Annotated in this window: 22 protein-coding genes and 1 pseudogene; 11 read left to right on the top strand and 12 right to left on the bottom strand. The window is 67.4% G+C overall.

The window, feature by feature from the left end:
• The first annotated feature begins 98 nt into the window (after window positions 1–98).
• Window positions 99–1733, top strand: a complete 1635-nt coding sequence (locus AC1DQK_RS17595; protein ID WP_477872881.1) for an ATP-binding protein — start codon at window positions 99–101, stop codon at window positions 1731–1733.
• Between the two features lie 10 nt (window positions 1734–1743).
• On the opposite strand, the gene AC1DQK_RS17590 is transcribed toward AC1DQK_RS17595, so the two are convergent.
• The 3 genes from AC1DQK_RS17590 to AC1DQK_RS17580 all read right to left on the bottom strand — a co-directional run bounded on the left by AC1DQK_RS17590 (window position 1744) and on the right by AC1DQK_RS17580 (window position 3257).
• The gene (locus tag AC1DQK_RS17590; protein ID WP_477872879.1) at window positions 1744–1956 is read right to left on the bottom strand and encodes a hypothetical protein; all 213 of its coding nucleotides are present in this window, start codon (window positions 1954–1956) and stop codon (window positions 1744–1746) included.
• A 105-nt stretch (window positions 1957–2061) separates the two neighbouring features.
• The gene (locus AC1DQK_RS17585; protein ID WP_477872877.1) at window positions 2062–2769 is read right to left on the bottom strand and encodes an anti-sigma factor family protein; all 708 of its coding nucleotides are present in this window, start codon (window positions 2767–2769) and stop codon (window positions 2062–2064) included.
• Window positions 2766–3257, bottom strand: a complete 492-nt coding sequence (locus AC1DQK_RS17580; RefSeq protein WP_477872875.1) for an RNA polymerase sigma factor — start codon at window positions 3255–3257, stop codon at window positions 2766–2768. Before AC1DQK_RS17580 ends, AC1DQK_RS17585 begins: the two co-directional genes overlap by 4 nt.
• A 149-nt stretch (window positions 3258–3406) precedes the next feature.
• Here AC1DQK_RS17580 and AC1DQK_RS17575 point away from each other — a divergent pair, with 149 nt between their 5' ends.
• Together AC1DQK_RS17575 and AC1DQK_RS17570 are read left to right on the top strand one after the other, a co-directional pair.
• The gene (locus tag AC1DQK_RS17575; protein ID WP_477872873.1) at window positions 3407–4687 is read left to right on the top strand and encodes a S8 family serine peptidase; all 1281 of its coding nucleotides are present in this window, start codon (window positions 3407–3409) and stop codon (window positions 4685–4687) included.
• A gap of 107 nt (window positions 4688–4794) precedes the next feature.
• Window positions 4795–5664, top strand: a complete 870-nt coding sequence (locus tag AC1DQK_RS17570; protein ID WP_477872871.1) for a hypothetical protein — start codon at window positions 4795–4797, stop codon at window positions 5662–5664.
• Window positions 5665–5731: 67 nt separating this feature from the next.
• On the opposite strand, the gene AC1DQK_RS17565 is transcribed toward AC1DQK_RS17570, so the two are convergent.
• The 3 genes from AC1DQK_RS17565 to AC1DQK_RS17555 are packed head-to-tail and all read right to left on the bottom strand — an operon-like array spanning window position 5732 to window position 8167.
• Window positions 5732–6292, bottom strand: a complete 561-nt coding sequence (locus AC1DQK_RS17565; protein WP_477872869.1) for a Smr/MutS family protein — start codon at window positions 6290–6292, stop codon at window positions 5732–5734.
• Window positions 6267–7520 (bottom strand): murein transglycosylase A, encoded by a 1254-nt coding sequence (gene mltA, locus AC1DQK_RS17560; protein WP_477872867.1) that lies wholly within the window; start codon window positions 7518–7520, stop codon window positions 6267–6269. The genes AC1DQK_RS17565 and mltA overlap by 26 nt, the downstream gene beginning before the upstream one ends.
• Window positions 7517–8167 (bottom strand): Tim44/TimA family putative adaptor protein, encoded by a 651-nt coding sequence (locus AC1DQK_RS17555; protein WP_477872865.1) that lies wholly within the window; start codon window positions 8165–8167, stop codon window positions 7517–7519. Before AC1DQK_RS17555 ends, mltA begins: the two co-directional genes overlap by 4 nt.
• 235 nt (window positions 8168–8402) lie before the next feature.
• Here AC1DQK_RS17555 and secB point away from each other — a divergent pair, with 235 nt between their 5' ends.
• The 3 genes from secB (at window position 8403) to trpS (ending at window position 11776) form a co-directional block, all read left to right on the top strand.
• Window positions 8403–8903 carry a protein-export chaperone SecB gene (secB, locus tag AC1DQK_RS17550; RefSeq protein WP_477872864.1) on the top strand — a complete coding sequence of 167 codons (501 nt, stop codon included), beginning with the start codon at window positions 8403–8405 and terminating at the stop codon, window positions 8901–8903.
• 122 nt (window positions 8904–9025) lie between these two features.
• Window positions 9026–10603 (top strand): murein biosynthesis integral membrane protein MurJ, encoded by a 1578-nt coding sequence (gene murJ / locus AC1DQK_RS17545; RefSeq protein ID WP_477872863.1) that lies wholly within the window; start codon window positions 9026–9028, stop codon window positions 10601–10603.
• 174 nt (window positions 10604–10777) lie between these two features.
• Window positions 10778–11776: a tryptophan--tRNA ligase gene (gene trpS / locus AC1DQK_RS17540; RefSeq protein ID WP_477872935.1), complete on the top strand. Its 999-nt coding sequence runs from the start codon at window positions 10778–10780 to the stop codon at window positions 11774–11776.
• Window positions 11777–12187: 411 nt separating this feature from the next.
• Here trpS and AC1DQK_RS17535 read toward each other — a convergent pair.
• A pseudogene (locus AC1DQK_RS17535) lies at window positions 12188–12337 on the bottom strand (hypothetical protein); the annotation flags it as partial.
• A 222-nt stretch (window positions 12338–12559) separates the two neighbouring features.
• Between AC1DQK_RS17535 and AC1DQK_RS17530 the strand changes: the two are divergent.
• Window positions 12560–12967 carry an OsmC family protein gene (locus AC1DQK_RS17530; RefSeq protein WP_477872861.1) on the top strand — a complete coding sequence of 136 codons (408 nt, stop codon included), beginning with the start codon at window positions 12560–12562 and terminating at the stop codon, window positions 12965–12967.
• 844 nt (window positions 12968–13811) lie between these two features.
• On the opposite strand, the gene AC1DQK_RS17525 is transcribed toward AC1DQK_RS17530, so the two are convergent.
• Together AC1DQK_RS17525 and AC1DQK_RS17520 are read right to left on the bottom strand one after the other, a co-directional pair.
• The gene (locus AC1DQK_RS17525) at window positions 13812–14150 is read right to left on the bottom strand and encodes a hypothetical protein (protein WP_477872933.1); all 339 of its coding nucleotides are present in this window, start codon (window positions 14148–14150) and stop codon (window positions 13812–13814) included.
• Window positions 14151–14275: 125 nt separating this feature from the next.
• A complete protein-coding gene (locus AC1DQK_RS17520) occupies window positions 14276–14956 on the bottom strand; it encodes a winged helix-turn-helix transcriptional regulator (RefSeq protein ID WP_477872859.1) in 681 nt (226 codons plus the stop codon).
• Between the two features lie 65 nt (window positions 14957–15021).
• On the opposite strand from AC1DQK_RS17520, the gene AC1DQK_RS17515 reads away from it, so the two are divergent.
• Both AC1DQK_RS17515 and AC1DQK_RS17510 read left to right on the top strand, forming a co-directional pair.
• Window positions 15022–15459: a VOC family protein gene (locus tag AC1DQK_RS17515; protein ID WP_477872857.1), complete on the top strand. Its 438-nt coding sequence runs from the start codon at window positions 15022–15024 to the stop codon at window positions 15457–15459.
• Between the two features lie 13 nt (window positions 15460–15472).
• The gene (locus tag AC1DQK_RS17510) at window positions 15473–16135 is read left to right on the top strand and encodes a glutathione S-transferase family protein (protein WP_477872855.1); all 663 of its coding nucleotides are present in this window, start codon (window positions 15473–15475) and stop codon (window positions 16133–16135) included.
• A 233-nt stretch (window positions 16136–16368) separates the two neighbouring features.
• Here the strand turns inward: AC1DQK_RS17510 and topA are convergent, their stop codons facing one another.
• The 3 genes from topA to plsY form a co-directional block, all read right to left on the bottom strand.
• The gene (gene topA / locus AC1DQK_RS17505; protein WP_477872853.1) at window positions 16369–18951 is read right to left on the bottom strand and encodes a type I DNA topoisomerase; all 2583 of its coding nucleotides are present in this window, start codon (window positions 18949–18951) and stop codon (window positions 16369–16371) included.
• A gap of 91 nt (window positions 18952–19042) precedes the next feature.
• Window positions 19043–20134 carry a DNA-processing protein DprA gene (gene dprA / locus AC1DQK_RS17500; protein WP_477872931.1) on the bottom strand — a complete coding sequence of 364 codons (1092 nt, stop codon included), beginning with the start codon at window positions 20132–20134 and terminating at the stop codon, window positions 19043–19045.
• Window positions 20135–20165: 31 nt separating this feature from the next.
• Window positions 20166–20753 carry a glycerol-3-phosphate 1-O-acyltransferase PlsY gene (gene plsY / locus AC1DQK_RS17495; RefSeq protein ID WP_477872851.1) on the bottom strand — a complete coding sequence of 196 codons (588 nt, stop codon included), beginning with the start codon at window positions 20751–20753 and terminating at the stop codon, window positions 20166–20168.
• A 184-nt stretch (window positions 20754–20937) separates the two neighbouring features.
• Here plsY and murI point away from each other — a divergent pair, with 184 nt between their 5' ends.
• Both murI and hemA read left to right on the top strand, forming a co-directional pair.
• Complete coding sequence (murI, locus tag AC1DQK_RS17490; protein WP_477872849.1) at window positions 20938–21732, top strand: glutamate racemase; 795 nt, start codon at window positions 20938–20940, stop codon at window positions 21730–21732.
• 112 nt (window positions 21733–21844) lie between these two features.
• The gene (gene hemA / locus AC1DQK_RS17485; protein WP_477872847.1) at window positions 21845–23059 is read left to right on the top strand and encodes a 5-aminolevulinate synthase; all 1215 of its coding nucleotides are present in this window, start codon (window positions 21845–21847) and stop codon (window positions 23057–23059) included.
• Window positions 23060–23178 lie beyond the last annotated feature (119 nt).

The following is a 23178-nucleotide window of genomic DNA, read 5'->3' as shown; positions in this document are numbered from 1 at the left end:
CTTCGCGGAAGGGAAGAGTTAGAATAGGGCCGGATTTAGAGGAGAATTAACCCCGATCGACTAGGCAGCTCATGTCAGAGACAGGAAATGGCGGTCGGATGAACGATTTTGTCGGCGGAGCTTCGTTCGAACAGGCAGCCGGCCTCGCCACGGCCGCTTTGGGCCGGATCGAAACGGTCTCCGGCAGTGGCGCCGAAACGAGGCTCGATCCGGCGATGCTCCGGCTGATCGCCCAGGATTCGGACGCCGCAGTCGCCATGGCGGGCGAGATCGGCTCGATGCTCAAGATGACAGTAGCCGGACGTTGCGTGATCGCGTCGGTCCACGGCCTCGGCCATGAGGGCAACGAGGTAAGCGCGCAGATCGCCTTTCTCGGCGAAGGCATGCTCGACGCCGCAGGCAAAATCGCGGCCTTCCGTCGCGGTGTTACCCGCTATCCGCTGCCCGGCACCCCGGTGCACGCCGTGTCGAGCAGCGACATGAACGCGATCTTCAGCGCCGGCAGTGTCCCGCATGTCGAGATCGGCACCGTCCACCCGACCGGCTCGACCCGCGCAGCGCTGTTGATAGACGCTATGCTCGGCAAGCATTTCGCGCTGCTGGGATCGACCGGCACCGGCAAGTCGACCGCCACCGCGCTGATCCTCCACCGGATCTGCCAGTTGGCGCCCGCCGGCCATATCGTGATGATCGACCCGCACGGCGAATATGACGCCGCCTTCGCCAGCGTCGGCGCAGCCTATGACGTGTCGAACCTTGCCATGCCCTACTGGCTGATGAACTTCGAAGAACATTGCGAGGTGCTGCTGACCACCACCGGCGCCGAGCGCCAGACCGATGCCGACATCCTCGCCAAATGCCTGCTCGCGGCACGGCAGAAGAACCGCGCCGCCGAGACGGTCGCCCGGATCACCGTCGACAGTCCGATTCCCTATGTGCTGTCGGATCTCTGCAACATCATCCAGACCGAGATGGGCAAGCTCGACAAGGCGTCGAACAGCGCACCCTATCTGCGGCTCAAGCAGAAGATCGACGAAATCCGCTCCGATCCGCGCTACCATTTCATGTTCTCCGGCATGCTGGTCGGCGACAGCATGAAGAGCTTCATCAAGCGCATCTTCCGCCTTCCCGGCGAGGGCAAGCCGATCTCGGTAATCGACGTGTCGGGCGTGCCGTCCGAGATTACCTCGGTGGTCGTCTCGGTGCTGGCGCGCTGCGTGTTCGACTATGCGATCTGGGCGCGCGGCCAGGCGCAGCATCCGGTGCTGCTGGTCTGCGAGGAGGCGCATCGCTACGTGCCGTCGGATCGTTCGACCAACAATGGCCCGGTCCGCAAGATCCTAGAACGGATCGCCAAGGAAGGCCGCAAATATGGCGTATCGCTCGGACTGGTGACGCAGCGCCCATCGGACCTCGCCGAAGGCGTGCTGTCCCAGTGCGGCACGATCATCGCGATGCGCCTGAACAACGAGCGCGACCAGGCTTTCGTGAAGGCTGCGATGCCCGAAGGCGCGCGCAGCTTCCTTGATGCCATCCCGGCGCTGCGCAACCGCGAGGCGATCATCTGCGGCGAAGGTGTCTCGATCCCGTTCCGCGTTGCGTTCGACGACCTCGAGGAAGGGCTTCGCCCCGCGTCGAACGATCCGGTCTTCTCGGAGCTGTGGCGCCAGAGCGGCGACGAGGATGCGCTCGTCGAGCATGTCATAGGCCGCTGGCGCAACCAAGGGCGTTAACGGACGAGGACTAGCCGCCCATCTCGCCGGTGCGGAACCAGCGGCGAGATGCGCCGAGGCGCATCAATTCGCAGCCACAATGGCGGCAGGTGGCGTGAACGACACCGCCGATCTCGACCTTGCTGCTGCCGATCGCCGAGTGGCGGCCGTTCTCGCAGCCGGCGGCAGTGATCTTGAAGTGAGTGCCCGCGGGCAAGATAGTCGAAACCGGCTGGAGCGGCATAAGCGGAGTCCTTCCGCAGCTGTGGCGTGGCGCTCCTTTCGAACCCCTAGATTGCCCGAATATTTCATCGCTGAAACCTATCGGCATCCTTTCGAAAGTCCGGGTTCAGCTTCCGCTCGCGCTTTCGCCCCAGCCTTGTGCCTGCGCCCTTCGCTCCTGCTCCGCGTCCAGCGGCGTACCGGCCATCATGTTCTGCGCGGCGGCAAGGATTTCCGCGGACGGGCTTGCGGCCTGGCGATAGGCACCGCCCTGTTCGCGCGGCCGGCCGGCTACGAAGCGCTCCACCGTCCAGCCCGAACGGCCATGACAACCTAGTCCCGCACCGGCCGCACCGCTGAATGTGCGGCAATAGCGATTGTCGATGCTGCGGAAGCTGACGCCGATATGATAGGCCGTCGCCTGGGGCTCCGATGCGAGCTGCGTATCGAGGGCGCGGGCAAGTACGCCCTGCGCGACCACCGTGCCGTCGCGCTCCCCGAGCGGAGTTGCCCCACGATTCGACAGGAGCTGGCCCAGGACGAGGCCGGCCACAAGCGTCGCCGCCAGTGCGGCATAGCGGCCGCTGTCGCCGAACCGGCTGCGCGTGCGCTGCGGGAAGGCTACCACATTGTCGTCGATCATGTTCGTCAATCGCGCCGGCACCGGCTCGCTGGCGGCCGGCGCAAAATGGCTCTCGATCATGGCGCGCAGCCTGCGGTGGCGGCCGACCGCGGCGGCGATCGCAGGATCGCCCGCCATCGCGCGCTCGAAACGCAGTGCCTCGAGCGGCCCAAGCTCGCCGTCGACATAGGCGATGATCTGTTCCTCGGTCACGCCGCTTCTCCCAGCATCTCCATCAGCGCCTGCCGCCCGCGCACGAGCCGCGATGTCACCGTACCCATGGGCAAGTCGAGCAGTTCGGCCGCCTCGCGATAGGCCAGTCCTTCGACCAGGATCAGCGCAATGACTTCGCGCTGCTCGGGCGGCAGCGCTGCCATCGCCCGATCGACATTGCCGAGTTCGACCCGGGCCTCGATGCGGCGGTCGTCAGCCTGACCGACCCCGACGCCTTCCTCTTCTGCAACGAACGTCTGGCTGCGGCGCTTGCGGACGCGCACCTCATCGATCCAGCAATTGCGCATGATCCTGTACATCCATGAATCCAGTCTCGTTCCTCGCTCCCACCGCGCCTCGGCCTTCAACGCGCGTTCGAGCGCGACCTGGCACAGATCGTCGGCGTCGGCAGCATCGATCGCCAGCGCACGCGCAAAGCGCCGCAGCCGGGGCAGCAACGCCAGCAACTCGCGTTCGAACAGGGTCAAGCCGGCCCTCTCCTTCCGCCCATCGACAGCCCGCTTGCCGTGCGATGCCGTCCTCGAGGATGAAACGGATGACCTGACACGTTTAATCCCATGAAACCACCCGAGCTGAAATTCGTTGATCATAACGGTCCTGAAAGGAAGTCGATCCCATGCGCAGCCGCGCTACTGCCCTGGCCCTCGCCGCGCTGCTGACGATGTCGGGCGCAGCGATCGCCCAGCTGCTGCCCTCCCTCGGCGGCGGCCTCGGCCAGGCGGCTGGCGGCGTCGACCGGCTGGGCGGCCGAATCGGCGAGGCGGTTACAGAGGCGACCGAGCGAGCGGGCGGGCTGGTCGATCGGCTGGCGCGGACGCGGCTCGACCAGCTCGGCGCACTGGTCCGCCGCAATCCGCAGGCGCTCGAGTTCGATGCACGCGGCGATCCCGCCGTGAAAGGTGAACTGATCGCCCTCGATCCGACACCGGCCATGATAGCGGCGGCCATGGCAGCCGGCTTCGCCGTCATCGACCGCCCCGATGTCGAAGGGCTCGACATTGCCATGGTGCGGCTGCGCGTACCCCCCGGCATGCCGCTCGCAAAGGCCGAGAAGCTTCTCGCCAGGCTCGCGCCATCGGCAGTCGTCCAGTCCAATCCGCTCTACCGGCAAAGCGGCGCGCCGATGGTTGCGGGCGGTGGTTCGGCGGCGGCTTTGTCGACCGGCCCAGGCGCCGCGATCGGCATGATTGACGGCGGCGTTGCACAACACCCCGCCCTTCCACCCGGGATCGTTCAACGCGGCTTTGCCGAAGGGGCGCCGGCCCCCGACAACCATGGCACCGCCATCGCCTCGATCCTTGTCGGTCGCGGGGCGATCCGGGGAGTCTCGCCGCAGAGCCGGCTGCTCGCCGCTGACATCTACGGCCGCGATCCGCGCGGCGGCAACGCGGTGACGATCGCCCGGGCGCTGGGATGGCTTACGGCGAGCGGCGCGAAGGTGGTCAACATCAGCCTGGCCGGGCCCGCCAATCCGCTGCTGTCGCGCGTCGTCGCCGCGGCCGACCAACGCGGCGTGCTGATGGTCGCCGCGGTCGGCAATGATGGCGCTGCCGCCCCCGCCGCCTTTCCTGCTTCCTGCCCGCAGGTGATTGCCGTCACGGGCGTGGACGGGCGCGGCCGGGCGCTGATCGAGGCGGGCGAGGCGGCGCATCTCGACTTTGCCGCGCCGGGCGCCGACCTGCTCGCCGCCACCGCGGCCGGCGGGACGATCAAGGTGCGCGGCACCTCCTTCGCAGCCCCTTTCGTGACTGGGCGGCTGGCGCGCCTGGCCGTCTCGGGATCCCTGCCCCGAACGCGTGCCATCGCGCTGCTGACGGCCGAGGCGATGCCGCCTAAAAGCGGCTCGGCCCGACTCTACGGCCGTGGCGTGGTGTGCGGCTCCTGCGCAACGCGTTGATCTATAGGGAAAATAAAAAATCTCCGTTTTCAGGGATGAAAGGGGTGGGCCGTTCCGTTGCCTCATTGCACGGCGCATGACGCCGTCGACGGAATAGGATGAGAGCGATGAACAAGCTATTTTTGAGCAGCGCGGCGGCTACGCTCGCGATCATGACCGCTCCGGCGTCGGCCCAGTTGCTGGGCGGCGGCGGCGGTCTCGGCGGCGGTCTGGGCGGCATGATCGGCGGCAGCCTCGGCGGAGCGGGCAGCCTGGGTGGTGTCGGTTCGCTCGGCTCGGGTGTGACCGGTTCGCTGGACCATAGCGCCTCGGCCAGCGGTTCGCACAGCGTCGATCGTCACAGCGGCAAGGTATCGGGCAGCGGCAACGGCGCGGGCAGTGTCGGCGGTGCCCTCAACGGCGTCACCGGCAATGCGGCAGGGTCGGCTGGCGGCAGCGCCGATGCGCAACTGATCGGCACCGACGCGGTGCGTGGGGCGGCCGGCAGCGCCGCATCCGCTGCCCGATCGACGGCTGGTCAAGCCCGCTCGGCCGCCGGCTCGGCAGTCGGCAACGCCACCGGTGCGGCGGCGTCGAGTGGCTCGGCTTCGGGCAGCGCCGCCGGCGGCGCGGCGGGCAGCGTCGGCGAGCTCGCGCTGGCAGGAACCGCCGCCGCCAATGCGGCCGGCACCTTCGATGTCGCACCCGGCATGGTGGTGCGGGATGCCGGCGGCCGGGCGATCGGCACGGTGCAGGACGTCCGCTCCACCGCGAACGGCACGGTCCAGTCGGTCGTCATGAAGGTGGGCGACAGCACCGCCAGCCTGCCGGCCAGCAATTTCAGCGGTTCGGGCAATGTCCTGGTGTCGGCAATGGGCAAGGGCGAGGTCAAGGACACCGCCAAGTCGCAGAACCAGCATGCGGAAAACCAGAACGCCAAGGCTTCGGGACGGCAGGGCAAGACCGGAACCCGCTCGGGAAGCCAGTCAGCCGACTGAGCCCCGGCTAGGCGCTCGCCCGCTTCAAGGAGGCCGTGCTGCTCAAGGGCGGCACGGCCTTTCCTTGTCAGAAATCCCGCTCGCGCCGCAGGATGATGTAGAGCGCGCCGGCGCCGCCATGGCGGGGGTGGGCGTTGCGCACCGCCGCGATGCGGCCGGCGTGGCGCGACGACTGCAGCCAGCTCGCCACCGAGGCGCGGATCAGCCCGCGCCGGGGACGGCCGTCGATGTCATGGTCGCCGTCGCGCGGCGGCTTGCCGGTGATCAGCAACAACACCCGCACCCCTTCCGCCAACGCCTGGTCGAGCGCGGCGTCGAGCGTGCGGCGGGCGCTGTCGAGCGTGTGGCCGTGGAGGTCGATCGTCCAGTCGGGTTGGGTGACGCCGCGCCGGAGCCGCCGGTCCCAGCCGCCATCCAGACTGTCGGCGAGCGGCTTCTGCTGGGCGACCGGCGTTGCCGCGGGCACCCGGGGCGGGGGAACCCGGCCGCGCTTCGCCGCAGGCACTGCCGGCACTTCGGCAAGCGTCGCGGGGGTGGGCTTTGGCTGCCGCCGCGCGATCGGGCGCACCGTTGCGGTGACGCGCTGCCAGAGCGCGCTTTCCTCAGGATCGAGCCGCCGCCCCGCCATGGCCCTCCGCCAGCCGTGCCGCCGAGATGCGGGGGATCAGCAGCCAGGCCCGGCCTCGGCCGCTCATCCCGCCGGCGATGGTCCGGGCGTCTTCGCCCGCGCCCCAGAAGCTGTCGAAGCGGTTGGCGCCCTTGATCGCACCGCCGGTGTCCTGCGCTATCCACAGGCCGTTCGCCTCGGCGCGGTCCAGCTGGAGGACGACCGGCGCACCCAGCGGCACGAACGCCGGATCGGCCGCGACGCTGACCCGGCCGGTAACCGGCACGTTCATCGCGCCGATCGGGCCGGCACCGGTAAGCTCGCGGAAGAAGACGAAGCTCTTGTTCTCCCGCATGATCGCGTCGCCCTCGGCGGGATTGGCGCGCAGCCAGGCCATCACGCCCTGCATCGAGAGCTGGCCGGGGCCGAGCAGGCCGCGGTCGCGCATCAGCTTGCCGATGCCGACATAGTCGCGCCCGTTCTGACCGTCATAGCCGATCCGCATCACCGAGCCGTCGGGCAGCCGCAGGCGGCCCGAACCCTGGACCTGGAGGAAGAAGAATTCGACCGGATCGGCGGCATAGCCGATCTCGAGCGCCTTGCCCCTGAGCGCGCCGTCCTCGATCTCGCCGCGATCGGGATAGGGGACGAGCTTGCCGCCCTGCACCTTGCCGCGGATTTTCTTGCCCTTCAGCTCGGGAAAGAAATCGCCGAGATCGCCTTCGACCAGATCGGGTGGGCGCCTGTAGACCGGCACCTCATAGCCCGGCGCAGGCGTGCGCGAGCCGGCGATCTCCGGCTCGTAATAGCCGGTGACATAAGCCTGGCCATCGCCGACCTGCACCACCGCCAGCTGGTTCGCGAAGAAGCCGATCGCGTCGCCGTCGGGCCAGCCCGAGGCCTGCGCGCAGACCTGCGACCAGTCCCCCGCCAGGGTGAGGCCGCTGGCGTCGGTGCGGCGCTGCAGGCCAGGACAGGACAGGCGGAAGGCGACGAGCGCCGCCGTGGCCACATCGGGCGCGATCGCGAAGCTGGTGACGGACGGACCCTGCTGGACGCCGCTGGCAATGGCAGTCGCCGGTTTCGGAGCGGGGGCTGGCGTCGTCGGTGCCGGCGACGGCGACGGGGTCGCTACGCGCGGCGCATGATGCGGCGGCGGCGCGCGATCGGTACCCCCGGGGGTCGGAACGACGGTACAGGCGGAGAGCATCGCGAGGCCGACAAGCCCCGCGCCAACACGACGGATCACGCTGCCTCGTCGGTTTCGACCAATATCCAGTTCGGATCGTCGGCGCGGACGTTCCGGCTGAAAGTCCACACGTCGTGCGTCGGCACGGCGTCGGTCAGCGAACCGGCGATGACATTGCCTTCGGTGTCGCGGGTGACGGCGGCGATGTCTGCTTCGAAACGCACGGTGACGCTCGCGGTCTGGCCGGCCAGCCGCGCCTGCTCGATGACCGCGCTCTCGATCGAGACGAGGCGATTGTCGAGCACCTGCCCGCTCGCCTTGCGTTCGGCGATCGCGGCGGCGAAGGCGTCATAAACGTCATTGTCGGTCAGGCGCCGCAACGCGTCTTCGTCCCCGCGCCAATAGGCCTCGAGGATCATGCGATAGGCCGACCGCGCACCTTCCAGGAAATGGCCGGCATCGAAGCCGCCGTCGGCGATCGAGATCGCGCGCACCCCGGATTCGGCGCGCGCCTCGACCACGGGCGAACGGGCGGGAAGCGCCGGCGTCGAGTTGTCGGGCAGGGAGCGGCCGGCGCCGATCGGCGCGGGCGCAGCCTCGGCCGGACGCGCGATGGTCTGCTCATGCCCCGTGCGACGGCCCAGCACGCTCCAAAGGCGGAACGCCACGAAAAGAAACACCATCGCAAGAATGACAATCGTGGTCACCGGGCCTCCATGCGCCTGCCTATCCGCCAACATAGGGACAAAGGCTTCAATATTCAAATGCTGCTGGCGCGATTAGAGCACGGGTTGCTCCGATAAGCCGGCTGAACGCTCCGCCCTTGCCGGCCACCAACCCGCCATTGCTCCGTCCCGCCCCGCCTGCTAGGCGCGTGGCGCATCGCCCGGCGCGAGCGGATCGCTCGATTGCCCGGCCCCACGAGATGATGGAAAGAGTATAATGAGCGAAGAGACGGGCGCCGCCGAGACGATTGCCAACGGCGAGGACACCATGCCGCAGGTCGCCATGATCGCCCAATATGTGAAGGACCTCTCGTTCGAGAATCCGAACGCGCCCGGCATCTATCAGGCGCCCGAGCAGCCCCGCATCGACGTCCAGTTCAACATCGGCTCGCAGCCGGTCGGCGAGGACGTGTACGAGGTTTCGCTCAAGATCGACGTGAAGGCCGAGATGGGCGAGCTCACCGCCTATGCGGTCGAGCTGGTCTATGCCGGCGTGTTCGGCATCCGCAACGTGCCCGAAGAGCATATCCCGCCCTTCCTGTTCGCCGAAGCGCCCCGCCTGCTCTTCCCCTTCGCGCGCCGCGTGGTCGCCGACGCGATCCGGGACGGCAACTTCCCGTCGCTGGTGCTCGAGCCGATCGATTTCGGTTCGCTCTACATGCAGCAGGCCGAGCAGCAGGCGCAGCTCGCCGAGGCACAGCCGGCAGGCGAAGCCTGAACGTCTACAGGGTCCGTCATCCCGGCGGAGGCCGGGATCTCGTTCGTCGGGGACGGAGTTGATGTCGCGAACCTCTATTGAGATCCCGGCCTCCGCCGGGATGACGGCCTAGGGGTGACTCGATGAGCCTGCTCCGCGCCAGCGCCACGATCGGCGGGCTCACGCTGGTCAGCCGCGTGCTCGGCTTCCTGCGCGACATGCTGATGGCGCGGTTCGTCGGGGCGGGGTTCGCGTCGGACGCCTTCCTGATCGCGTGGCGGCTGCCCAACCTGTTCCGCGCGCTCTTCGCGGAGGGCGCCTTTTCGGCCGCCTTCGTGCCGATGTTCAACCGCACCGTCGCCCAGGGCGAGGCCGAACGGCCGGGCGAGGGGCTGGCGATCGCGCTGCGCTTCGCCGAGGACGTGCTGTCGGTGCTGCTGCCGGTGCTGATCCTGTTCACCGTCGTGATGATGCTGGCGGCGGGGCCGATCGTCTGGGCGATGACCGGCGGCTTTCCCGATGGCGGCCCGGAGAAGTTCGCGCTCGCGACCCAATATACGCGGATCACCTTCCCCTATCTGATGCTGATCTCGCTGGTGTCGCTGCTCGGCGGCATCCTCAATTCGCTCAACCGCTTCTGGGTCAATGCCGCGGCGCCGATCCTGCTCAACATCTGCCTGATCGTCGGCCTGTTGTTCTTCCGGGGCCATAGCGATGTCGAGACCGCGCGGACCCAGGCGATCGCGGTGACGCTGTCGGGCGCGATGCAGCTCGGCTGGCTGGTGCTCGCCTGCTGGCAGGCCGGGGTGCGGCTGCGCATCCGCCTGCCGCGGCTGAGCCCGGAGGTGAAGCGGCTGCTCGCGCTGATCGGGCCGGCCGCGCTGGGCGCCGGCGCGGTGCAGTTCAACCTGCTGATCTCGACCACGCTGGCGGCGCGCTTCCTGCCCGAGGGGTCGGTCTCCTATCTCTATTATGCCGACCGGCTGAACCAGCTGCCGCTGGGGCTGATCGGCATCGGCGTCGGCACCGCGATGCTGCCGAGCCTGTCGCGCCAGCTGGGCGGCGGCGATGCCCGCGCGGCGATGGACACGCAGAACCGCGCGATCGAGCTGGTGCTGCTGCTCACCCTGCCCGCCACCGCCGCGCTGATGGTATCGGCGACCCCGCTGATCCGCGCGCTGCTGCAGCATGGCGCGTTCGACGCGAAGGACACGATCGCCAGCGCGCGGGCGCTCGCGGCCTTTTCGCTCGGCCTGCCCGCCTATGTGCTGATCAAGGTTCTGACGCCCGGCTTCTACGCGCGCGCCGACACCAGGACGCCGGTGCGGATCGCGCTGGTGGCGATGCTGGTGAACCTCGTCCTCAACCTGATCCTGATCTGGCCGATGGCGCATGTCGGCCTGGCGCTGTCGACGGCGATCTCGGCCTGGGTCAACGCGATCCTGCTCTACTGGACGCTGCACCGCCGCGAGCATTTCGCGATCGACGACCGGCTGCGCCGCACCGGCATCCGGCTGATCGCGGCGACCCTGGCGATGGCGGCGCTGCTGTTCGCGCTCAACCCGTGGATCGATCCCTGGACCGGCCGCAGCCTGATCGAGCGCGTCGCGGCGCTGTCGGCGATGATCGGCGCTGCGGTGCTGGTCTATTTCGGGCTGGTGTTCGGGCTGGGCGCCTATTCGCTGGCGACGCTGAAGGGACAGATGCGGCGGCGGCGGTGAACCGCGCGGCTCCTGTCCGTCATCCTGAACTTGTTTCAGGATCCACGCATCCGCTTGGGCCTCGCTCCCGTGACGGGGTGGATGCTGAAACAAGTTCAGCATGACGGCCTGTGGGGCGTATGGGACGTGCGAGCCTTGACCTCCCCGCCCCCGCACCGCAAAAGCCCGCGCATCATGACCCACAAGCGCACAGTCTCGGGCATCCAGCCTACCGGCAACCTGCACCTCGGCAATTATCTCGGCGCGATCCGGCGCTGGGTGCAGATGCAGGACGAGGGCGAGTGCCTGTTCTTCCTGGCCGATCTCCACGCGATCACGGTCCACAATGATCCGAAGACGCTGTCCGCCAACATCCGCGAGATGGCGGCGGCGCTGGTCGCCTGCGGGATCGATCCCGACAAGGCGATCCTGTTCCGCCAGCGCGACGTGCCCGCCCATGCCGAGCTGTGCTGGCTGCTCAACGGCACCGCGCGGATCGGCTGGCTCAACCGGATGACCCAGTTCAAGGAGAAATCGGGCAAGAACCGCGAGGGCGCCTCGATCGGCCTCTATGGCTATCCGGTGCTCCAGGCCGCCGACGTGCTGCTCTACCAGACCACCCATGTGCCCGTAGGCGAGGACCAGAAGCAGCATCTCGAGCTGGCGCGGGACATCGCCACCAAGTTCAATACCGATTTCGGCGTCGAGCTGTTCACCCTGCCCGAGCCGGTGATCAGCAAGGCCAGCGGCGCGCGGATCATGTCGCTGCGCGACGGATCGGCCAAGATGTCGAAATCCGATCCGTCGGACATGAGCCGCATCAACCTGACCGACGACGCCGAGACGATCATGTCGAAGGTCCGCAAGGCCAAGACCGATCCCGAGCCGCTGCCCGACACGGTCGAGGGGCTGGAGGGGCGGCCCGAGGCACGCAACCTGGTCGGCATCTACGCGGCGATGACCGACACAACCCCGGCCGATGTGCTGGCCAAGTTCGGCGGACAGGGCTTCGGCGCGTTCAAGCCGGCGCTGGGCGAGCTGCTGGCCGAGAAGCTCGGGCCGATCGCCGAGCGGCTGAAGGCGCTCAACGCCAACCCGGCCGAGCTCGACGCGATCCTGGCGCGGGGGGCGGAAAAGGCGCGCGCGCTGGCCGCGCCGACCCTCGCCTCGGCGTACAAGGCGATGGGGCTGTAGCGGGGCGGACTCTCCCCTCCTCGATGTCATCCCGGACCTGATCCGGGATCCCGCTGCCTTTCGCCGAGCGCGCAGGCAGGGCACGCAAACAGAAGAAGCGGGATCCCGGATCAAGTCCGGGATGACGGGACATGGTTGGGATTCCGCTGCCGGCGGCGCGGCGGCGGCGGCGGCGGAGCCCGATTGCGCCCGAATTTCCGGGTGCATGGGGTTGTCTATGCGTTTTTTATATTTTTCGAAGGCGAGGCCGGCCTCCGCCAGCCTGCGCGCGGTCGCGGCGGGGCTCGTCGCGCGCACATAGCGGGCGATCTCCCGGAACCGGGCGGAGTAGACGCCATGCTTCCACGCATTGCGATTGCCGCGCGGCGCGCCGCTGCCCTTGCCGCCATGCATCCGACACCGCGCGCTGCCGCGCACGGCGGGAGAGAGGCACGGCGTGCCAGCGCGGGTGCGCGCTCCGCAGCGCGGGGCGCTCGCCAATATTTCGGGTTGGCGTGATTGTGCGGCAGGGTCGGCCGTTCCGCCGACTGGATCCGTAATGTTGCCGCTTGTTTTGTTCATTGAGGCCCCTGCCGATGGCATGGCCGATCTGCCGCAAAACCGGTGAAATGGCAAGAACAAAATAGGAACATATACCAATGTGACCTGTCCCCGCTTTTAGTGTCTCACCCATGGGGTGCACTTCAGGAACCCGGCATCCGGAACCCGTGGCCGATTGTGATGAAGACGTCGGCGCTCGACATGGAAGGCGATTTCCTTCACCCCCTTTGGCAGGAGGGGCGCATGGTAGCGATCGATATTGAGTATCTGGGCGACTTGCACTGTCGAGCGCGACACGGTCCGTCCGGCGTGGAAATCACAACGGATGCCCCGACCGACAACATGGGCAAAGGCGATGGCTTTTCGCCAACCGATCTCGTCGCAACTGCCCTCGGGACCTGCATTCTCACGGTGATGGGCACCAAAGCGCAGGCGATGGATATAGACATCACCGGCTCGACGGTGACTGTCGACAAGGAAATGGCAAGTGGGCCACGTCGGATCGGCCGCCTGACCACCCGCGTTCAAATCCCCCATCGCATAGCTGATCGCGACAGGAAGGTGTTGGAAGCCGCGGCGTTCACTTGCCCGGTTCACAAGAGCATGTCGTCGGATGTCGATATGCCGATCAGCTTTCATTGGGGAAAGTAGAGCGTCAGCAATTCAACCCCTGCCGAACAGTCTAAACCGTTCCGGATAGAACGGAACAAGGGGGCACGATATGTAACTGTGTCACGCGACATTGCGCCTTGGTGTAGGGCGAGCCTTGCACCGATGGGGCAAAGCCGGAGCGAGAGATAGGTATTGTGTTTCTGTTATTCCCGGGTGTGAAGCTCATATGCCCTTGCGAGACCGTAACCTTCGCGCGAGATAGCCAAGGGCTGCCAACGCGCCAATTCCGAGTCCGGCAACGGGCGCGGGAGTGCCTTTGGGGTCGCCGCTACCCCCACCGTTCGAGCCGACATCGACAGTGCTATAACCTGGAGCCGGTCCGACGCTGGCGGTAGGCGTGCCGCCCTTTTCAGCCAGGGCAGGGTGTGCGATAGCTAGGGAGACCAGTGCCGCCATCACAGTCGCTCCGCGGATGACCATCGACATCACCGTTCCTCCAAAAAATGGTTCTCTTGCATGAATACGCGCGAAGTGCCTTCGGAGGGTGAAACCCTTCATGTGTAACTCGAAAGCCTTAGTCGGTCTGGCGATGAAAGAGGTGATCGAGCAGCTCGCCTAGCTTGCTGGAGAGTGGGACCTGCAGGCGCCCGGCCTCTACAAACATGCCTGAAGCCGGCGCTGTTGTGTTGGCAACCGGGTCCGTATCAGCGGCAAGCCTTTGCCAGCAGAGTCACGAACTCTCGGTAGGCATAAGGGCTTCTCGACGACGGCATATGCTCCGTATGCGGCCGGGATTTCCGGGGAAACTATACTAATTGATTCCCGCGATCTAGGCTGCGCTTTGCGGACGTTTTTTGATGGTGGCCCATTCGCGGTACCTTGATCAGCGTTGCTTCCTGGCGATGGTCGCAGTGAAATCGGGATCCTTCTTAGCCACCCAGTCGACGAACTTGCGCACATTGGGATTGGCCAGCAGGCCCTCCACATCCATTCCATGGCGCTGCAATTCGGAATTGGTGAAATTGGCGATCAGCGTCTGCTGGCAGATGGAGTGCATCGGCACGACATCGCGCCCGCCCCGGCTCTTCGGCACGGGATGGTGCCAGACGATGACCTTGCCGGTCGGGCGGCCACAGAGCCAGCAGGGCACCACCTCCGCCGGAGGCTGTTCCTCGCGATGCGCGTCGCCATAGGGATCACGTCTCGAATTTCTGCGGCCCATGGGTCTGCCTGATTGCCTGATTTTGCGCTGCCCCCCTATCGCCATGCGGCCGGCATTACCACAGCGGCGGCCGCCGATCTGCCCGACCGGAGGAACGGCGGCGCGGGCGACGCCGTCCAATGTCCTCATCCGCCGATCTTCGGCGGCAGCTGGAACAGGGTCGCGAAGCGTTCGAAGAGCGTGCGGTCGCCGTTGATCGTGAGGCCCTGCGCTTCCCAGCGCTCGATCGGCTCATGACCATAGATCACGCAGAGGATCGGCCAGGCGGTGTCGGCCTCGATCGAGACATCGGCATCGTCGGCTTCGCCGCGCCTGACCTGAAACCGCCCGTCCGCCAGCGTGCCGACGAGGCGATCGGGCCCCAGCCGCACGGCGACCCGCCCCTTCATCCCGGCGGCGCGATCGGCGACGAGCAATGTCCGCATCGACATCATCAGCGAGGCGCCGCTCATGAACAGGCTTGGATCGTGCAGCGGAGAACTTGCCGCCCAGCGGCCAAGCGCCATGATGGCGGGCTCGCTCTCATAGCCCCAGGGGGTCAGCTCATAGACCTGAACCGAGGCGGGCGCGGGCAACATGCGGCGGCCGAGGATGCCGGCCGCTTCCAATGTACCCAGCCGCAGCGTCAGCGTGTTGGCGCTGATCCCCGGCAGGCCGCCACGCAATTCGGAAAAGCGGCGTGGACCGTACATCAATTCGCGCACGATCAGCAGCGACCAGCGCTCCCCGATGAGCTGCATCGCCAGCGCGGTGCCGCAGGCGTCGTCATACCATCGCAGCGGATTGGTTATCTTTTCTAACTCCATGGTTGTTTTTTCTAACTCACAACAGCATGATCCGCAAATAGTGATTCGACAGAGGAGTCCGAGCGATGGCCAAGATGATCTTCGTGAACCTGCCGGTGGCGGACGTGGCGGCCTCGACCGCCTTCTATGAAGCGATCGGCTTCGTGAAGGACGAGACAATCTGCAAGGGGCCGGAAGCGGCGATGCTGCGCTGGTCGGACGAGATCAACTTCATGCTGCTCGACCATGCGCGTTTCGCGGACTTCGCCCCCAAGCCGATCGCCGACAGCCGGAGCACCAGCGCGGTGCTGTTCGCGCTGTCGTGCGACAGCCGCGAGGCGGTGGACGCGATCACGGCGAAGGCGGTGGCGGCGGGCGGTCGCGAAGGGCATGCGGCCGAGGATCTGGGCTTCATGTACTCGCGCGCCTTCGAGGATCTCGACGGCCACGGCTTCGGGCCGATGTGGATAGACGTCGAGGCGGCGGTCGCCGCGATGAGCGCGCCCGAAGCCGCCGTCGCCTGAGCGGGAGGCGATCATGACCCCCGTCATCACCGCCTTTTCCTGGGTGCCGCCCTTCGCCCGCGGCTTCGTGCGCGATATCCGCGCGCGCTGGGCGTTCGAGGAGGCCGGCCAGGCCTATGCCGTCGAGCTGGTCGATTTCGCTTATGTGAAAAGCCAGGCGCACCGCCATTTCCAGCCGTTCGGCCAGATCCCGACCTATCGCGACGCGACGACCGAGATCTTCGAATCCGGCGCCATCGTGCTGCACATCTGCGAGACGGCGGGGGCACTGGTGCCGTCCGATCCGGCGGCGCGCATCCGCGCCACGCAGTGGCTGATCGCGGCGCTCAATTCGGTCGAGCCCTGGGTGATGCAGCTGGCCGTGGTCGACATATTCGAGGCGGATCGCGACTGGTCCACGGCGCGCCGCCCCAAGGTGGTCGACGATCTCCACGCGCGGCTCAAGGATCTCGCCGACGCGCTCGGCGACAAGGAGGTGCTCGATGGCGGCGATTTCACCTATGGCGACCTGATGATGGTCTCGGTGCTCGGTGGCCTGCGCGGGACCGGCGTGCTCGACGATCACCCCAAACTCGCCGCCTATGTCGCGCGCGGCGAGGCGCGGCCGGCCCATGCGAAGGCGATGGCCGATCATCTCGCCAGCTTCGAGGATGCCGCGCAGGGCGAAACCGCATGAGCGGGCTCGCCACGCGCCGAGCAGGATAGCAGCGGAGGATTGCGCGGCGGGCTAAAGTTGATTTCAGCTTGATGGAATCGTCACCCGCTCATCCTGAGTAGGGGCTGAGCTTGGCGAAGACCGGTATCGAAGGAGCCAATGGTGCGCGGGGCGCAGCTTGGCCTTCGATACGCCATTTCGACTTCGCTCAATGGCTACTCAGGATGAGCGGTTCAGTCTAAGTGGAACAGACTTTAATCCTTTGTCGCTGCGGCTTTTTTCGGCGCCGGTTTCTTGGCCGGTGCCTTCTTCGCAGCGGTCTTCCTGGCGGCGGGGGTCTTCGCGGCGGCGGCCTTGCGCGCGGGTTTCTTGCCCTTGGCCGGTCCCTTCGCCGCCCGCGCCTCGAGCAGTTCGAGCGCGCCTTCGGGCGTCAGCGTGTCGGGATCGGCAGTCTTGGGCAGGGTCGCGTTGGTGACGCCGTCGGTGACATAGGGGCCGAAGCGTCCGGCCATCAGCCTGACCTCCTTGCCGGTCACCGGGCTCTCGCCGAAGGTCTTGAGCGGCTCGGTGCCGCCGCGGCGCTGGCCGGCGCCGGCAGCCGCCTCGGCCAGCTTGACCACCGCGGCGTTCATGCCGGTCTCGAACACCTCGGCGGTCGAGCCCAGCCGGGCATATTTGCCGTCATGCGCCAGATAGGGGCCATAGCGGCCGATCGAGGCGGTGATCGGCTGGCCGCTTTCGGGGTGGGCACCGATGGTGCGCGGCAGCGACACCAGCCTGAGCGCCATGGCGAGATCGAGATCGTCGCCCGGCACGTCCTTGGGGATCGAGCCGCGCTTGGCGTCCTTGCCCTCGCCGAGCTGGACATAGGGGCCGAAGCGGCCCAAGCGCTTCGAGACTTCGAGCCCGGTTTCCGGATCGGTGCCGAGCACCACCGGCCCCGCATCCGCGCCTTCGTTGCCGCCACCGGCCTGGGCGAAGCGGCGGGTATATTTGCATTCGGGATAGTTGGAGCAGGCGATGAACGCGCCGAACTTGCCGCCGCGCAGCGACAGGCTGCCCTCGGCGCAGACCGGGCATAGCCGCGGATCGGTGCCGTCGCCCTTGTCGGGGAACAGATAGGGCGCGAGGAACTCGTCGAGCGCCTTGGTGACCTCCGACGGCTTCTGCTCCATCACCTCGGCGGTCTTGGGCTTGAAGTCCTTCCAGAAGGCTTCGAGCACCGCCTGCCAGCCGGCGCGGCCGCCCGACACGTCATCGAGGCTCTCCTCGAGCCCGGCGGTATAGTCATAGCTGACATAGCGTTCGAAGAAGCGTTCGAGGAAGCTCGTCACCAGCCGGCCGCTCTCGGCGGGGATGAAGCGGTTCTTCTCGACCGTGACATAGTCGCGGTCCTTGAGCGTCTGCAGCACCGAGGCATAGGTCGACGGGCGACCGATCCCCAGCTCCTCCATCTTCTTGACGAGGCTCGCCTCCGAATAGCGCGGCGGCGGCTGGGTGAAATGCTGCTCGGCGGTGACCGCCTTCCTGGCCGGCGCATCGCCCTCGCGCATGCGCGGCAGGCGGCGGGACTCTTCGTCCCCCTCGTCGTCGCGGCCTTCCTCGTAGAGCGCGAGATAGCCGGGGAAGAGCACCACCTGGCCGGTCGCGCGCAGGCCGTGCTGGCCGGTGCCGTCGAGCAGATCGACGGTGGTGCGCTCCAGCCGCGCCGACGCCATCTGGCTGGCGAGCGCGCGCTTGAAGATCAGGTCGTAGAGCCGGGCGTGATCGCCGCCGCCGGCGCGATCCCTGGAGAAATCGGTCGGCCGGATCGCCTCATGCGCTTCCTGGGCGTTCTTGGCCTTGGCGACATATTGGCGCGGCTTGTCCGGGACGTAGGACGCGTCGTAGCGCTTGGCGATGGCACCGCGCGCCTCGTTGATCGCGCCGCCGTCCATCTGGACGCCGTCGGTCCGCATATAGGTGATCGCGCCGTCCTCGTAGAGCGCCTGGGCGATCCGCATGGTGTGGCTGGCGGAAAAGCCGAGCTTGCGGGCGGCCTCCTGTTGCAGGGTCGAGGTGGTGAAGGGCGCGGGCGGATTGCGGGTGAGCGGCTTGGTCTCGACGCTGGCGACCGAGAAGCGGCCCGCCTCGACATCGGCCTTGGCGGCCTGGCCATCCGTGCCGTTGCCGATCGTCAGCCGCTCGATCTTCTGCCCCTTCCAGCGCACCAGCCGGGCGACGAAGGGGATGCCGTCATGCTCCATGTCGGCGGCGACCGACCAATATTCCTGGGGCTTGAAGAGCTCGATCTCGCGCTCGCGGTCGACCACGAGGCGCAGCGCCACCGACTGGACGCGGCCGGCCGACTTGGCGCCGGGCAGCTTGCGCCACAGCACCGGCGACAGGGTGAAGCCGACCAGATAATCGAGCGCGCGGCGGGCGCGGTAGGCGTCGATCAGATCCTCGTCGAGCGCGCGCGGATTGGCCATCGCTTCGAGCACCGCAGGCTTGGTGATCGCGTTGAAGGTGACGCGCTGGACATCCTTGGGCAGCGCCTTGCGCTTCCTGAGCACCTCCTGGACATGCCAGCTGATCGCCTCGCCCTCGCGATCCGGATCGGTCGCGAGGATCAGCGCGTCGGCGCTCTTGGCCTCGTCGGCGATCGCCTTGAGCTGCTTGGTCTTGTCGGCATAGGCTTCCCATTCCATCGCGAAGCCGTTGTCGGGATCGACCGAGCCGTCCTTGGCCGGCAGATCGCGGACATGGCCATAGGAGGCGAGGACGCGGTGCCCCGGCCCCAGATATTTTTCGATGGTCTTCGCCTTGGCGGGGGATTCGACGACAACGAGCTTCATAGGCTTTCCGACAATCCTCTTACGCGCATGTACACGTACGAGGGTGAAGAGGGGTTGCGACCATCGTCAAGGGGCTGTTTCGCGCCGCCTGCTATCGAAGCAGGCTGACCCGCCCGCCGGCATGGCGCTCGATGCGGCCGGCGAGTTCGAGTTCGAGCAGCACCGTCTGGATCGTGCCGGCCGGGATGGCGGCCTGCCGGATGAGTTCGTCGACCGGCAGCGGCACCGGCCCGAGCAGATCGACGATCGCGCTGCGCGCATGATCGTCGGCATCGCCCGCCGCGGCCGTCGACGCCGGTTCGAAGCCAGCGGGGCTGCGCGCGAAAACTCCGCCGATCGGCGCCAGCGCCTCGGCGATGTCGGCGGCGGACTGGATCAGCGTCGCGCCCTCGCGGATCAGCAGGTTGCAGCCCTGGGCGCGCGGATCGAGCGGCGAGCCCGGCACCGCCATGACCTCGCGGCCGAATTCGGTGGCTAGCCGGGCGGTAATCAGCGACCCCGATTTGGGCGCGGCCTCGACCACCACCGTGCCCGCCGCCAGCCCGGCGATGATCCGGTTGCGATAGGGAAAATGCCGCGCCCTCGGCTCGACGCCCGGCGGCTGTTCGGCGATCAGCAGTCCCCGCTCGGCGATGTCGCGCTGGAGCGCATCATTCTCGGGTGGATAGACCACGTCGATGCCGCCCGCGATCACCGCCGCCGTCCCCGTCGCGATCGAACCGACATGCGCGGCGGTGTCGATGCCGCGCGCAAGTCCCGACACGACCAGCCAGCCCTGCTCGCCGAGATCATGCGCCAGCATCCGGGCGAAACGGACGGCGGCGCCACTGGCATTGCGGGCGCCGACGATGGCCACCGCGCGGCGCGCGAGCAGGGCGGGATCGCCCTTGACGATCAGCATCGGCGGCGCGGCCTCGATCTGGTCGAGCAGCACCGGATAGGCCGCGCTGCCGCGAAACAGGCAGCGCGCGCCAAGCCGATCGATCCGGTGCAGCTCGGCCTCGGCGGCCTGCATCGGCGGCATGGCCGGCACATGCCCACCACCCCGCCGGGCGAGATCGGGCAGCGCCGCCAGCGCCGCCTCGCCGCTGCCGAAGCGGCGGAGCAGGTGGAGATAGGCGACGGGGCCGATGCGGGGCGTGCGGATCAGCCGCAGCCGGGCAAGACGCTCCGCCGCGGTCAGGTCGGCTGCGGTCAGCTCGATCGCGTCCAGCTCAGCTCTCGCCGACCCTGGGTTCGGTTCCGGCCATCAGCCGCGCGATGTTGTCACGGTGCTTCCAGACGACGAGCAGCGCCATCGCGAGCATCACCAGCACCACGGCCGATCGGCCATCCACCGCGGCGGCGATCGGCGCGGCCGTGGCGCCGGCAATCCCGCCGACCGAGGAACGGCGGCTGATCGCCAGCATCGCGATCCACACCAGCGCGAAGGCGACACCGGCCGGCCACCACGCCGCGAGCGACACCCCGAGCATGGTCGCCACGCCCTTGCCGCCTCGAAAATTGAGCCACAGCGGAAAAAGATGGCCGACGAACGCCGCCACGCCCGCCAGCAACGCAAGCTCCGGCTGCAGCTGGGCCGCGATCAGAACCGCAGCCGCGCCCTTGCCGCCATCGAGCAGCAGCGTCGCCGCCGCAAGCCCCTTGCGCCCCGTCCTGAGCACATTGGTCGCACCGATATTGCCGGAGCCAATCTGGCGCAGGTCGCCTGCACCGCCGAACCGCGTGAGCACGATCCCAAAGGGGATCGAGCCGAGCAGATAAGCGCCAAAAAGCACGAGGATTCCCGTGAGCGAAACCATGGATGAATGTTGCTCCCCTTAGCGCTGCCACAGCATAATCGATGCAATGTGCATGGCAACACACACAAGTGCACAGAAGGTTACGGGCACGACATGATAAAGGTTAAACCCCTGCACGCTTCGCCGCACCGGGAGAAGCGCATGGCGCTTCCACGACGCACGATCCGGCTCTATGGGGGTCGCGATGGCAGACGAACGCCCGATCCTGATGTTCGATTCCGGGGTGGGCGGCCTGTCCGTGCTGGCGCCGACGCGTGCGCTGCTGCCGCAATCCTCCTATGTCTACGTCGCCGACAATGGCGGCTTTCCCTATGGCATCCGCAGCGAGGCCGAGATCGCGGCCCGCGTGCCGGCGCTGCTCGGCCGGCTGGTCGAACGGCACCGGCCCCGCCTGGTCGTGATCGCCTGCAACACCGCCTCGACGATCGCGCTGGCCGCCGTGCGCGCCGCGTTGGACCTCCCGGTGGTCGGCACCGTGCCGGCGATCAAGCCGGCGGCGGAACGCTCGGCACGACGAGCGATCGGGGTGCTCGGTACCGATGCGACGGTTCGCCAGCCCTATGTCGATGATCTCTCCGCCCGCTTCGCGTCCGACTGCATCGTGCTGCGCCACGGCTCGGCGCGACTCGTCGAGCTGGCGGAGGCGAAGCTGCGCGGCGAGGCGACCGATCCGGCCGACTATGCCGCCGTGCTTCGCGGGCTGCTCGATCAGCCTGGCGGTGATCGGATCGACATGGTGGTGCTGGCCTGCACCCACTTCCCGCTGGTCGCCGACGAGCTCGCGGCCGCGGCCCCGCGCCCCCTCGCTTTCATCGACGGCGGACCCGGAATCGCCCGGCGCGTGGCATTTCTGACAGACGGACAGCAATGGCCGGCCGCGGCACGGGGCGAGGCGGTGTTCACCGCGCCGCTGCACATAGGCGACACGCTGCGCGCCGGGCTGGCGGCGCGCGGCCTCGCTGACATATCGATTTTATAGCATATCTAGCATATAAGGTTGCGAGAGGTTCGCTCTGGCATTTGCGCGAACGACATCTTAAAAGGCGGGCGATTCAGCCCCTTGGTAGAGCGGGCGGCGGGGAGCAGGGCTCTTGGACTATAATCGCGTTTTTACCCAGGCCATCGACCGTCTCCATGCGGAAGGCCGATACCGGGTTTTCATCGATATCCTGCGCAACAAGGGGATGTTCCCCAATGCGCGCTGCTTCGCCGGCCATAACGGCCCGAAGCCGGTTACCGTCTGGTGCTCGAACGACTATCTCGCCATGGGCCAGCACCCCAAGGTGATCGAGGCGATGGAGGAAGCGCTTCACGACGTCGGCGCCGGCTCCGGTGGTACCCGCAACATCGGCGGCAACACCCATTATCATGTCGACCTCGAATATGAGCTTGCCGACCTGCACAGCAAGGAAGGCGCGCTGCTGTTCACCTCGGGCTATGTCTCGAACGAGGCGACGCTGTCGACGCTGACCAAGGTGCTGCCCGGCTGCATCATCTTCTCGGACGAACTGAACCACGCCTCGATGATCGCGGGCATCCGCAATTCGGGCTGCGAGAAGCGGGTGTTCCGCCACAATGATCTCGAGCATCTCGAAGAGCTGCTGGCTGCCGAAGACTCCGAAGTCCCCAAGCTCATCGCCTTCGAGAGCGTCTATTCGATGGACGGGGACGTCGCCCCCATCCACGCGATCTGCGACCTTGCCGACAAGTATAACGCGCTCACCTATCTCGACGAAGTCCATGCCGTCGGCATGTACGGCGCGCGCGGCGGCGGAATCTCGGATCGCGACGACGCCGCCAAGCGGCTGACCGTGATCGAGGGCACGCTGGGCAAGGCGTTCGGGGTGATGGGCGGCTATATCGCGGCCGACCGGATGATCATCGACGTGATCCGCTCCTATGCGCCCGGCTTCATCTTCACGACGTCGCTGGCGCCGGTGCTGGTCGCAGGGGCGCTCGCCAGCGTGCGTCACCTCAAACAGTCCTCGGCGGAACGCGATGGCCAGCAGGCTGCCGCCGCGACGCTCAAGAAGATGTTCGCCGACGCCGGCCTGCCGGTGATGGACACCGCCACCCATATCGTGCCGCTCATGGTCGGCGATCCGATCAAGGCCAAGAAGGTGTCGGACATCCTGCTCGCCGAATATGGCGTCTATGTGCAGCCGATCAATTACCCGACCGTGCCGCGCGGCACCGAACGCCTGCGCTTCACGCCCGGCCCGGCGCACAGCGAGGCGATGATGCGCGAACTGACCCAGGCGCTGGTCGAGATCTGGGATCGCATGGAGATGCGCTTAGCCGCCTGAGGGCGGCTGCGCTTTTTTTGTTTGGCCCTCAAACGCCCGGCGCGAGGCATCCGCCTCGCTTGGCTTCCTCGCAATAAGCTCGGGCGGCCTTTGGCCTTGCGGGACACTGACATGTCCCG

The sequence above is a fragment of the Rhizorhabdus sp. P4_G5 genome (genome assembly GCF_056401065.1).
This window is presented reverse-complemented; position numbering and strand designations above follow the sequence as displayed.

What these genes read in the sequence shown, in the direction of transcription:
- topA (WP_477872853.1), bottom strand. Translation starts at nt 18,951, where the DNA reads ATGAAGCTCGTTGTCGTCGAATCCCCCGCCAAGGCGAAGACCATCGAA.
- AC1DQK_RS17590 (WP_477872879.1), bottom strand. Translation starts at nt 1,956, where the DNA reads ATGCCGCTCCAGCCGGTTTCGACTATCTTGCCCGCGGGCACTCACTTC.
- AC1DQK_RS17595 (WP_477872881.1), top strand. Translation starts at nt 99, where the DNA reads ATGAACGATTTTGTCGGCGGAGCTTCGTTCGAACAGGCAGCCGGCCTC.
- murI (WP_477872849.1), top strand. Translation starts at nt 20,938, where the DNA reads ATGGCAGACGAACGCCCGATCCTGATGTTCGATTCCGGGGTGGGCGGC.
- secB (WP_477872864.1), top strand. Translation starts at nt 8,403, where the DNA reads ATGAGCGAAGAGACGGGCGCCGCCGAGACGATTGCCAACGGCGAGGAC.
- plsY (WP_477872851.1), bottom strand. Translation starts at nt 20,753, where the DNA reads ATGGTTTCGCTCACGGGAATCCTCGTGCTTTTTGGCGCTTATCTGCTC.
- AC1DQK_RS17565 (WP_477872869.1), bottom strand. Translation starts at nt 6,292, where the DNA reads ATGGCGGGGCGGCGGCTCGATCCTGAGGAAAGCGCGCTCTGGCAGCGC.
- murJ (WP_477872863.1), top strand. Translation starts at nt 9,026, where the DNA reads ATGAGCCTGCTCCGCGCCAGCGCCACGATCGGCGGGCTCACGCTGGTC.
- AC1DQK_RS17530 (WP_477872861.1), top strand. Translation starts at nt 12,560, where the DNA reads ATGGTAGCGATCGATATTGAGTATCTGGGCGACTTGCACTGTCGAGCG.
- AC1DQK_RS17575 (WP_477872873.1), top strand. Translation starts at nt 3,407, where the DNA reads ATGCGCAGCCGCGCTACTGCCCTGGCCCTCGCCGCGCTGCTGACGATG.
- AC1DQK_RS17525 (WP_477872933.1), bottom strand. Translation starts at nt 14,150, where the DNA reads ATGGGCCGCAGAAATTCGAGACGTGATCCCTATGGCGACGCGCATCGC.
- AC1DQK_RS17520 (WP_477872859.1), bottom strand. Translation starts at nt 14,956, where the DNA reads ATGGAGTTAGAAAAGATAACCAATCCGCTGCGATGGTATGACGACGCC.
- trpS (WP_477872935.1), top strand. Translation starts at nt 10,778, where the DNA reads ATGACCCACAAGCGCACAGTCTCGGGCATCCAGCCTACCGGCAACCTG.
- AC1DQK_RS17570 (WP_477872871.1), top strand. Translation starts at nt 4,795, where the DNA reads ATGAACAAGCTATTTTTGAGCAGCGCGGCGGCTACGCTCGCGATCATG.
- AC1DQK_RS17510 (WP_477872855.1), top strand. Translation starts at nt 15,473, where the DNA reads ATGACCCCCGTCATCACCGCCTTTTCCTGGGTGCCGCCCTTCGCCCGC.
- AC1DQK_RS17515 (WP_477872857.1), top strand. Translation starts at nt 15,022, where the DNA reads ATGGCCAAGATGATCTTCGTGAACCTGCCGGTGGCGGACGTGGCGGCC.